8 protein-coding genes are annotated in these 10748 nt (G+C 60.2%); 4 read left to right on the forward strand and 4 right to left on the reverse strand.

What is annotated here, in order from left to right; all coding sequences use genetic code 11:
* Nucleotides 1-126: 126 nt before the first annotated feature.
* Genes LRF89_RS12275 through LRF89_RS13620 form a run of 3 tightly spaced genes read left to right on the forward strand, consistent with a single transcriptional unit; the run spans nucleotide 127 to nucleotide 4085 of the window.
* The gene (locus LRF89_RS12275; protein ID WP_238637241.1) at nucleotides 127-723 is read left to right on the forward strand and encodes a hypothetical protein; all 597 of its coding nucleotides are present in this window, start codon (nucleotides 127-129) and stop codon (nucleotides 721-723) included.
* A 14-nt stretch (nucleotides 724-737) separates the two neighbouring features.
* Complete coding sequence (locus LRF89_RS12280; RefSeq protein WP_238637242.1) at nucleotides 738-2759, forward strand: DNA sulfur modification protein DndB; 2022 nt, start codon at nucleotides 738-740, stop codon at nucleotides 2757-2759.
* Nucleotides 2760-4085: a DEAD/DEAH box helicase gene (locus tag LRF89_RS13620; protein WP_338018526.1), complete on the forward strand. Its 1326-nt coding sequence runs from the start codon at nucleotides 2760-2762 to the stop codon at nucleotides 4083-4085.
* A gap of 828 nt (nucleotides 4086-4913) precedes the next feature.
* Here LRF89_RS13620 and LRF89_RS12290 read toward each other — a convergent pair.
* Nucleotides 4914-5759, reverse strand: a complete 846-nt coding sequence (locus LRF89_RS12290) for a DUF6997 domain-containing protein (protein WP_238637243.1) — start codon at nucleotides 5757-5759, stop codon at nucleotides 4914-4916.
* A gap of 259 nt (nucleotides 5760-6018) precedes the next feature.
* Between LRF89_RS12290 and LRF89_RS12295 the strand changes: the two genes are divergently transcribed.
* A complete protein-coding gene (locus tag LRF89_RS12295) occupies nucleotides 6019-6180 on the forward strand; it encodes a hypothetical protein (protein WP_201242605.1) in 162 nt (53 codons plus the stop codon).
* Between the two features lie 105 nt (nucleotides 6181-6285).
* Here LRF89_RS12295 and LRF89_RS12300 read toward each other — a convergent pair whose 3' ends face one another.
* Genes LRF89_RS12300 through LRF89_RS12310 form a run of 3 tightly spaced genes read right to left on the reverse strand, consistent with a single transcriptional unit; the run spans nucleotide 6286 to nucleotide 10324 of the window.
* On the reverse strand, nucleotides 6286-7413 hold the full coding sequence (locus tag LRF89_RS12300; protein WP_238637244.1) for a vWA domain-containing protein: 1128 nt from the start codon (nucleotides 7411-7413) through the stop codon (nucleotides 6286-6288).
* Between the two features lie 56 nt (nucleotides 7414-7469).
* Entirely contained in the window at nucleotides 7470-8597 is a 1128-nt protein-coding gene (locus tag LRF89_RS12305; RefSeq protein WP_238637245.1) for an AAA family ATPase, read from the reverse strand.
* Complete coding sequence (locus tag LRF89_RS12310) at nucleotides 8594-10324, reverse strand: hypothetical protein (RefSeq protein ID WP_238637246.1); 1731 nt, start codon at nucleotides 10322-10324, stop codon at nucleotides 8594-8596. Before LRF89_RS12310 ends, LRF89_RS12305 begins: the two co-directional genes overlap by 4 nt.
* Nucleotides 10325-10748: the final 424 nt, after the last annotated feature.

Consider the following 10748-nt stretch of genomic DNA (forward strand, 5'->3'; position numbering starts at 1 on the left):
TCTGGACAGCGGCGCGGGGTGGACACCCGGCGCCTGCGTCGGGAGTTGCGCCGACGCTCGGCTGCAGAGGCGGTGATCATTTAGCCTTGATGTAAGGCGATATTGTAAAGGCGACAGGACCGTTTTATGAGAGTTGACGAGCAGCGCCCATTTGAGCTTCATGGCCCTATAGAAGGGCTATCACTCCTAGACGCCTTAGAGAATAATGAACTGAATGGCGTGTGCCCGGAGTTACCTGGAGTTTACTTGTGGTCTCGCCGGATCAGTCCGACTAGTCAGAACCTAGCTACACAAGATGCTTTTACAGACTGGTTGGATTCCGAACTCAGCAGACGACAAGGTATAGTGACTGATGACGTTAAACACATGGGGGCGATTACTTGGTACGTGGGCGGATCGAAGCTGCGAAATGAGAAAAAACAGGCGCTCGCGGATGCAGCGTGCACTCGCGAGAACCGCAAAAAAATACAAGGGCTGCTGCGATCCTTCGATTACCATGTAACTCTTTATGTGGGCGAAACTGATAACATATGTTCTCGCGTAAAACAGCATCTAACCGGAGCCTCCGACTTCTCTGCTCGCCTTGCTCAATATGGATATGAGTGGGAAATAGTTGGCCTTAGGTATGCTTTGCTTCCTGGTTGGACCGTAAAACAACGGCAAGCCTTGGAAAGGAGCTTGGCAATTTTGACACTTTCACCGGCATTATCACGCGCAGGCTGAAGGAGCATCACGAAATGGAAGTTAAGCCCCGAATTCGTAAAAATGTCAACGCAAGTCCGCAGCTTCATTTTCTAGGGGGGCACTTTTCACTAGGCCCAACCTCTATTCCTTACGTGACAACTCATATGACAATCTCTGAGTTGGCTCATTATCTGAAGACGCCGGAACAACTTCCCGGGTGGACAGATGGCCCAACAGAAATTGAGGCCCTTTATCAACGGCAGCTCGATTACCGAAGAGTCAAGAACAGAATACTGCCCTATCTCGCAGACAGCGAGGGGGAGCGACCGAGGTTTTTCAACTCCATCACTGTTGCGCTTTTTCCCTATAAAAACCATGAGATAAAGTCGTTTGACGCTGATGAGTGCATACCTCCATCTCTAGAAGATACGGCGGCCGATAACATCATCAATACAGGCCCTGTGACGCTAGGGACCTACGTGCCGTTTGATGCGGCCAAACCAGAAACTTTCAGTGTAGGTGAGTTACGTTGGAATGTTGACCAAACGGCAACCGTCGCGATCGATGGACAGCACCGCTTAGCGGCGTGTCAGCTTCTGCATAATAAGAACCCGGAGGAAGCTGAGCGCACTCGCGTTTGTGTGATCTTTATAATCCCGTCAGCGCGACTGGGATATAATGGTAATAGCGGGAAACGCAACCAGCTCCTGACCTTGTTGCGAAGTATTTTTATTGATCTAAACAAACATGCTAAACCGGTTAAGCGGTCAAGGTTAATACTTCTGGATGATTCAGATCCTCACAGCATAGCAGTCCGACGCATGCTAGGGACGTCACTACACGATGTCGATGCGTCGTCCCCGAAGGATGGTGATCGACTGCCCCTCGCGCTAGTGGATTGGCACACCGACGATGCGAAGTTTGAGAATGGACCCTATGTAACAACTGTGCTGATGCTCGACAGGATTGTTCAGACGCTGATTGGAGGCGTCAAGCCAGTCACCGACTGGACGGATAAGAAGGGCATTGAGAGGCAGATGGAGGCCTTCAAACGCTTCGGGTATACACCAAGTGATGAGTGTAATAAGCGCTATTCGGATTTTCGGGATGCGGAGGAGCTTTGGCAGGCGTCTTTCTCATACCCCCAAGAAGACCTTGGTAAAATTGAAGACGCTATTGGAACTATGTGCTCCCCGGTTGTTAGCTCCCTGTTGACTCGGCTAAAACCATACACAGAACTCATTGAACTGCGCAGAGACTATAATATGCTGTCTGCGGATTTTTCCAACTGGTACGAGGCATATTGTGCGAACGATGGAACGCCGGAGGCGTATCAAAGGCTGCAGGCAGTAGAGGATCATCTTAAGCATCGAGGCACACCCCCGAAAATAAGTACGTGGAAGCACTGCTTGGAAGAAGAGATACCAAAACTTAAGAATGATAACCTCTTTTTTAAAGTTGTCTTTCAGGCCGCGCTTTTCAACGCGCTTCAACTGTTGTGGCGAACACCTCTCCCTGTTATAGAAGACGCTGATATACCAAAGAAAGGTACGCCGGAGCATCTCTTAAGTTGGAGTAACGCGTTAGAAAGCGTGATAAACAGCCTGACCCAGCTTGATGATAACTTTTTTGATATTAATAAGACGTTCTCATATGAAGGCCGATCAGGTACATTCTGGGCAGGGTCCGTCCTAAACCTAGATAGAAATGCAGTCGACTTTACAGATAGCGGCATGCATCGTACCGCCCATTGGATTCTCTTGTTGACGACTCTTGACTATGGGCGCCGGCGTTGGCTTGAAGTATGGCAAACGGGCTTACCTGAAGACTATAAAGAGTTTTTGGAACGGTTCGCTGAGGAGGACCCGGATTACGTCCAGTCTTTTGATCAGGTAGCTAAAAAGATCAGGACAGGCAACTCAGCGAATCGAGGGTCTATGTGGCGTTTAGTATGTTCACTCGCAGAGGATCCGGAGCAGCTAGAGGACCAAGACTGGATCGAAGAGAATGCGCAAAAGCAGCTCGATGCTCGTGTCGGATTTATCTGGAGCTTGCTCAAAAAGGTTAGCGATTAAGTGGAAAGCCAAACAAAACTCAGACGGCAACTCGCACGTTTCCAGACTCAAGTATTTGAGCGGTCGAAGGAGGTCAGTGCGGAGGACGTAGAGACTTGGCTCGAGGATGATAGAAAGGAGGCAACGCGGTTTGGGCAGAGGGGACACAAAGAATTCGGTGGCTCCGCGGAATTCCCTGCCCACGGCGGGCCAAGAAAACTCCTAGAGTACCAAAATGAAGTGCTCAGCGTTACTCGGGAGCTAATCAAGGCCGGGGAAAGTTGTATAATTAGCCTACCTACAGGGGCAGGGAAAACGACGACAGGCGTGCATTTGATGTTCGAGGCGCTAAAGCTAGGTTGCACGCGGCTAGCTTGGCTAGCCCCACAACGGCTCCTGATAGAGCAAGCGTATTTGGAGTTCGGGCAGGCGTGGTGGACAGTACGTCAGACGACCTCCGTGCGAGTCTGTGATGTTGAGCACTTTCGCCCGGATCAAGTTGATGACAGTGTCGCGGAGATCACGTTCGATACTTTGCAGAAGTGGCTGAGAGTGCCCCGGGGTACTCCTGCGCCTGAGTTAGTCATCATCGACGAGTGTCATCACATCGAGGCGAACGAGTTTGGGCGCCTGGTGGATCGACTTAGGCAGCGCGGGGCTGCGGTTATTGGGTTGAGTGCCACTCCGGGGCGCACGTTTGAGAGTGAGGGGGGCGCGCTCAGGAGACGATTCGGTGGGAATCTTGTTTTTCCCAAAGCGTTGGGTGAAGAGCCAGTTGAGGCTCTGCAGCGGCGTGGCGTTTATAGCCGCTTGCGATATCAGCAGCTGGAACCGTTGTACTCTTCCGACCGAGAAATCGTTCAGCGGCGGCGCGGAGGTATTAGCCCTAGTCTTGCCGCGCAGAGCGCAGGGAGGTTGGATTCAATCCTAGAATATGTGCGTTACGACGCTACTGACAGAAAAGGGATTGTTTTCGGTTACTCGATAGCACAATGCCACGTTATTGCTGCAGGTATATATAAAAATGGTTATAGCGTTAGCGTCGTCGACAGCGACAAGCCGCAGAATGTTAACCGGAGAAGGATTGCTGCATTTCTGAGCAACGAGACACAGTTCTTGGTGAACGTGAGATATTTGGCTGTTGGTGCAGACCTTCCCTCGGCCGATCTGGCGATTCTGTCAGTTCCGATTGGTTCGCCAATTTTTTTTGAACAAATAATTGGACGTGTGTGTCGTGGCCCCTTGGTCGGAGGCGGGGAGGAGTCAATTATCGCCGATTTCGACGATCATATTGGGCGGTATGGCCTGCCACGCGGGTACGCAAGATTTAAGGGTGAGTGGGCGTAGCGATTGAGAGAGGTTGTGACTAAGATCGCAGAACCAACCATCAGGAGCAAAGGATCTTTAGAGCGCATGCGTTTGTTTTTTGTGGCATCCTCGCGTGTTTGCTACCTGGGCCTTTTGGGCGCATTCGTATACTTTTATTTATTTTTATTGTTCGGCAAGTGAAGTCGTACGTCGTTGTACACAACATGCAAATCAGCTGCGCACCTTTGTGTCAGCCGCGTGTCCGAAAACAGTGCCAAGGGCAGAAGTAGCAGGCTGCAGAGAAACTCGGCGCCCCGATACCATAGAAGGGGTCGCTGGAGACGCACGCTGACCATCCGGGCTGGGCGTAGCGCGCGCAGCGCGGTAAGGGCGTCAGTCGGCGCCAACCTTAACAGCTGCGCCTATAATAAGCCATCGATGCGCTCGGGGCGCCCCCGAGTTTTGGCACTACGGGTTAACGGTCGGTTGGCTCGGGGACTTCACAACCAATTCTGGGGAGGGGTTTTAGGCGTCCCGCGAGGTCGACACCTCGATGTGAGCCCCATGTCGATGCCCGAAAGTGCATCTGCATGGCTTCCACGGCCACTGAAACGCAGCTCGGATGGTCGACCGGATGCGTTCGATGCACGGGCTGGACGTTATGCCGCGGTTTGCTCCGGATCACCAAATTTATACGATCAAGGCTTGGCACTACGGCGTTTGGGTGGGTTCGGCGCGATATGCCTCTGATGGCCAGAGAAACCGAGCCCTCTGCCCAGGGTGAAACGGCCGTTACTTGTTTAACTTGGGAGCGCCCGCAGATTCAATAGCACTCCGTGCTGAGCCCCGGGATTGACAGATAGGCTTTTAGCCGCCGAACCCTTGAATTACCATGTGCCACACGTCAGATGATTCTAAATCAGAAATAACGACCGGATCATTATTCCCGTGGGTGCACTCAGTTACGAGAAAATGTTGCCCGTCACGTTCGGGCCAGGTTTTTAAGTACACTGGTACAATTTTTATGTGGCTAGGCACCTCTTTGCGAAGCGCCGCAAGTGGGTAACAAAGTTTGTGCTTGGCTAAGGTTCCATTAGGATCACCGGATTTAGCCTCAACAAGGAATAGGCATTCCTCCCCCTCACGCCTCCCACTAAAAAGGGCATCAACCTCCACTTGCCCTCTAATGTGATCCCACGGTTCGGGCATGTGTGATTTCGGTAGTATTTTGAATGTAAATGTGCTTTGTCCAGTGGCAGGCACTACCTGCTCGTGGTCTTCATCAATTCCTAATGCATCTTGAAGCAGACCAGAGGCGACACCTAAAGTTACCAGTGAATTCTCGGTTAGCTTAGGGAGCAAATGAAACGCGAATAACCGTCGTGGGGACGTGCTTGGAACAAAAACCTCTGGCGCGGCTGCAGAAACCAATTTTCTGTCATCTAGGAAGAAATCATCCCAGCCTTTCGAGCATTTAGCGAGGGCGAAGTGTGTTGTGTTCGCTTCTGGCCGGGCTCCGAGCCGGAAAACCATGACTCCGGCATCTCGAAGTTCTTTCGCTAGGCTCGTCACTGAGTCGATAGAGATACATTGCGCTGTCTTTTTGGATTTGTCGAGCTCATGCTTTTCAAGATATTCTTTAAAAGATACCGGCCCATAGGTGTCTAGTTTTTCATTGGCCATCTCGGCCAATGCTGGCTCGAATACCTTCATGACTGTTCTCCCGCTAGCCGGATAACGATCGCTAAGAAGACAGCCTGGAATGCTATCACTTCAAGGATTAAAGCTAGTGACGGGCAGATGTCCGGGCCCCTTCGCGAATCGTGTGGGTGTCAGCGGCTTGTAGCGGGGTAGCCGTCCATCGGCGTGACCCTATATGTTGTGCCTCGGCGTCTTGACCAAACGAGGTGTTGCCATGCCCACCTAGCACGCCCTGTTCCCCGCCGCGCTGGGGCTGAGCGCGCCGTGGTAGGTGGGTGACGTCCGGTTTGATGCCGAGGGCAAACGCATCGACTTCGATATCACCTTTGCCAGCGGCAGCCGCTTCGCTTACCCGGCCTGCGGCGCTGAAGTGCAGCCCGTCCACGACACCCGGCAGCGCACGTGGCAGCACCCGCATTTCTTCGAGCACTAGGCCTTCATCAACGCCGCCGTGCCGCGTGTGCGCTGTCCGGATACCGAGAAGACCGCGCAGGTTGACGCCCAGAGGCCCGCCACATCCAATACGGTCAGCGTGTCTTCAGCCGCAGCCGTTCGCCCGCATGGCAGTGGTCTGCCCCCACCCCGGCTTCCGGCTCGCCCCCGGGGTCAGCGCCCAGAGGACCGGATAGGCCGGAGGCTGCTCCGGTGTCGGCCCGAAGCCGTCGGTCATCACCACCAATGCCGTGGGCGGTGCGGCCTGGAGGTGCTCGAAGGGGGCGCGCAGGTCGGTGCCGCCGGCACCGTGGATCGGCAGCGCCGCCGGCAGGGGCTGGCTGGGGGTGTAGATCTGGTCGTCGGTGACCCGCGTGTCGAGCTGGAGCAGGCGCAGGCGGTAGTCGTCGCAGGTGCGCAGGATGCCGCCAAGCTCGGCCCGGAATTGCGGCCAGTGTTCGACGGTGCTGCCGCTGGTATCCACGGCCACGGCGAGGTCCAGGCGCTCCGTGCGTCGGCTCGGTAGATAGAGCCCACGGCCCCAGTGACGGCGCGAGGGCGGCAGCCAGCGGGTGCCGCCACCGCGGACCTGCTGGATGAAGCGCTGCAGGTAGCGCTGCCAGGGCACGCTCGGGGGTCCCGCCGCCTCGATCCGCGCCTCCAACCACCCGGGCAGCGTCCCGGCGGCGCGGGCCTGCTGCGCCGCCGCCCGGACCCGGGTTGCCCAGCTGCGCCAGATCTCCGGGTCCTGGCGGGGGGCGTAGTCCGGGTCCTGTATCGAGGTGCTTGGGTCGGGACCGGGCAGTTCGTGCAGATCGGCATGCCGCGGATCCCGCTCCGGAAGCCCGCCCATCTCGCCCAATCGCTGGTAGACGCTCTCGGCGTTCTCCCCGCGCAGCCGTTCGAAGTGGACGGCCCCCGCCAGGGGTTCAAAGCCCTCCCGCACCAGCAGGTCGTTGACCTCGTGATCCACCGCCAGATTCCAGCGCCGCGGCTCCCGCCCCAGACGCCGGGCGAAGTGCTGCAGGGCGCAGTGCCAGATCTCGTGGCCGAGGACGAAAAGCCGCTGCGCCTCGCCAAGCTCCAGCCAGAAGTCGGCGTGGGCATAGACGGCGTGACCGTCGGTCACGGCCGTCGGCACCCGGCTGTCGATGACCGGCACCAGCTCCAGGCGCATCGCGAGGACGCCGAGAAACGGCGAGCTCACCAGCACGCCCTGCCGGTCGGCGCGCATCAGCGCTCCAGCGCGGCTCTTTCGCTCAAGCTCTTCGGGGTTCGGCGCCCGCGGCGTCATGCCGGCACCGCCTTCGAGCCGGCGCCCGGCAGATAGCGGCTCAGCGCGCTGCCGTGGGTTGCCGCCCAGTCGGTAAACCGGGGATGGGCGAAGATCCGCTGCCCGCGCTCGCCGGTCACCCCCTCGGCGCCGCCGACGGCGTCGATCAGCGCCATGGTGGCGAAATCCGAACTCAGCGCCAGGGTGACCTCCAGGAAGCGGTCGAGGCGTTGGGCCCGTTCGCTCTCCGGGCCGCGCCAGAGGTGGTAGACCAGTGCCGCGCACAGGGCGTAGCACTGATCCGCCCGTTCCGGGATTACGGCCCGTGACTCGCCGCGCAGGATCGCCTCGGCGTCGACGAGGGCGCCGGACCAGCTGCGAAAGGCGGCAAGCTCTGCGGCCGCGCCGGCGCCGACCAGCCCCTCGACAATCCGCTGTAGGGGCCCTTCGCCCAGGCCAGTCTGCTCGGCGAGGGTGAGCTGGTGCGCGACCCGCTCCCAGCTGCGCGGGCTCGGCCAGCCACGCTGCAGATCCCCCTCGAGCTGCAGAAAGCAGTCCGGGCGGTAGCGCAGAAAGCCGAGGACGTCCGGGTGCAGCCCCTGCGCCTGTGCCCAGTGCAGCCACGGCTCGAGCTCGGCAGTGACCTCCAGGTGGCAGAAGCGGTTGGCCAGGGCACTCGATAGCCCCAGTGCGGCGGCGCCGTCCTCCTCACGGTTACCGGCGGCGCACAGATACCAGCGATCCGGGACGCGGTAGAGATCGCCGAGGCGGCGGTCGAGCAGCAGCTCATAGGCGGCTACCTGCAGGCTGCGATCCACGGCGGTGATCTCATCGAAGAGAAGGATCCCGGCACTGTCCGGATCCCGCGGCCATTCACTCGAGAGCAGCCAGTCCACCCGATCCTCCCGGGGGACAGGCAACCCACGCAGGTCCACGGGCTCGCGCTGCGAGAGGCGCACGTCGATAAAGGCGATGCCCAGTTCCTCGCAGACGTTGCGGACCACGCTGCTCTTGCCCACCCCCGGCGGTCCCCAGAGCAGGGCCGGCGGCAGCTGGTGAGCCAGGCCTGGATCGGCGAGCAGCGCCGAGGCCTGGTGGTGCAGGATGGCGTGCGCCTCTTTGAGCGAGACGGCGGTGGTGCTCATGGGCGGGTCTCCTCTGGGGCCTGGGATTCGGCGAGCCGGTTGCTGCGCGGCGGGCTCAGGGCGGCGGCCATCGCCTGCTGCCGCAGCGCCTGACCGGTGTCCCGGCGCCAGCGCCAGCTCGAGGGCGGGGGCTGCAGGCCGATGGCCAGCGCAGCGGCCCGGCTCGGGGCGTGGCCGTGGGCGGCGAGTTCGCCGAGATAGCGCACGCGCTTTTCAACCGTGACCACGCGCTCGATCCAGCGGATCAGGTCATCGGCCATGGGGCGGTCGGCTTGTTCGATGATCCAGCGCACGAGCGGGCCGAGCTCGCTCGGCGGTCCCTGGCGCCCGGGGCCGCGGTGGGGGCCGGTGAACCCGCGGGCGGCCACGGCGAGGGCCTCGCGCAGTAGCGCCGCGGCGAGGTGGCGCTCATCGGCCGGGACACAGCGGTCGGCGGCGATGCATGCGAGCAGTCGAAGCTCCCGCGAGCGCGGAGCATTGCGCAGGTACACATCCAGGCGCATGGTGGCGGTCACCTGCCCGCGGCAGCGGGCAAAGAGGCGAAAGTCCATGCGCAGGGTCTCCTCGATGAGATCCTCGGGCAGGTTCCAGGCCCACTCCAAGCGCGGTCCACGCCGGCTGCTAAAGCGCCGGGCCAGGGTCGTGCGTGCCTGCCAGATACGCTCGAGCGGCGGCTCCGGGCGCTCCAGGAGGCTGTAGAGGGTCTGCAGGGCGAAAAGCGCATTGCGACGCGGTACGGACTCGGCCCAGCGGATCAGTGCGGTGCCGGCGCGCTGCTCGCCGGCCTGCGCGGCCTCGAGCAGCAGCGGGACTTCGCTGGCGGGCAGCGGGGCGCGCCGGTTGGCCGGCAGCCACGGGTGCACCCGCGAGGGCTGGCCCCGGTCACGGGGCCGCTCCCCGCCGCGGACCTCGACCCGCTCCAGGGCCGGGGCGGTGTCGTCGCGGATGGTGGTATCAGCGAGCAGCGCATGGGACCAGGCGCCGTCCAGATGGACGCCGGCGATGAGATCCCCGCAGTGCTTGAGCTGCAGCGCCTCGCCGCTGGCCTGGACCTGGTCGAGGCGCTCGGCGCGCTGCACGGTCAGCACATGGACCGGCGGCGCCAGTGTAACCCGACGCAGATCCGGCACCTGCTGCAGGTCCACCGCCTCCACAGCGGCGGTCGCGTCCGCTTCGACACCCTCGACTCCGGCACCATGGATCGCGATGCTTCGCGCCGCCGGCGGGATCTTCAGGGTCACCGGGGTGCTGCCCGTGCCGAGCCAGACCAGGGCCTGTTCATTGGCCACCAACCACTGAGGCGGCGATGTGCAGATCCGCGCCCCTTGCCAGCTGCGCGTCCCGGCACGGCCGCCGGGCAGACCAAAGGCGTAGCCGCGGCCGCACAGATCGAGGTGCTCCACCGGCCCATGGACCACCGCCTCGGTCTCCACTGAGCCATGCCGATCCCAGTGGATGATCGCCCCGCGCTCGCCGGGCGGCAGGTCGATGCGCTGCAGGTGCGGGCAGCGCGCTAGTGCGAGGAAGAGCCCGGACCGGCAGCCGGTCAGATCGAGATGCTCGAGCCGCGGGGCGTCGAGCAGGTCGAGCGCGTGCAAAGAGGCCGCCTCGATGCGAACGCAGCGACCACCGAGATCGGTCAGCCGAACCCCGCCGTTGCGATCGGGCTCCGGCTGCACGACCCGCGGCTCGGGCTCTGCCCCCTGGGTGGGCGATGGGCACACCATGGCACGTCCTCCTCGATGAACGTGCAACAGGGTGCTGGGAGGCAGCGACAGCTGGTGTCGTCAGTAGTGAGCTGGATGCGGATGCGAGCAGTCCGCGCGCTCGTATACCCTGAGGCAGGCGTTGTCGTGGCTAACCGATGGAGGCCGGCAGGGTTATGGAAGGGTCACTCGCGATCATTCTCGCCGTGGTAGGCATCGGGCTGTATTTCGAACTCTTGGAGCGGATCGGCTAGGGGAGGGTGCGCTGCGGGGGATCTTCAGCGCGCACTTGTGCACATGTGTTGCCCGAAGTACCCGTAACCCGCTGACTTGCAGAGGGGTGTTTGTAACTAACTGATTTTTGGCGATTGGGGTGCTGGTGAGACTTTAGCCAATCGATCTCGAAGGCCCTTGGCCGGCGGGCTCAGCCGACCTTCTCCACACG

The organism is Halorhodospira sp. 9621 (genome assembly GCF_022228055.1).
GTDB lineage: Bacteria > Pseudomonadota > Gammaproteobacteria > Nitrococcales > Halorhodospiraceae > Halorhodospira > Halorhodospira halophila_A.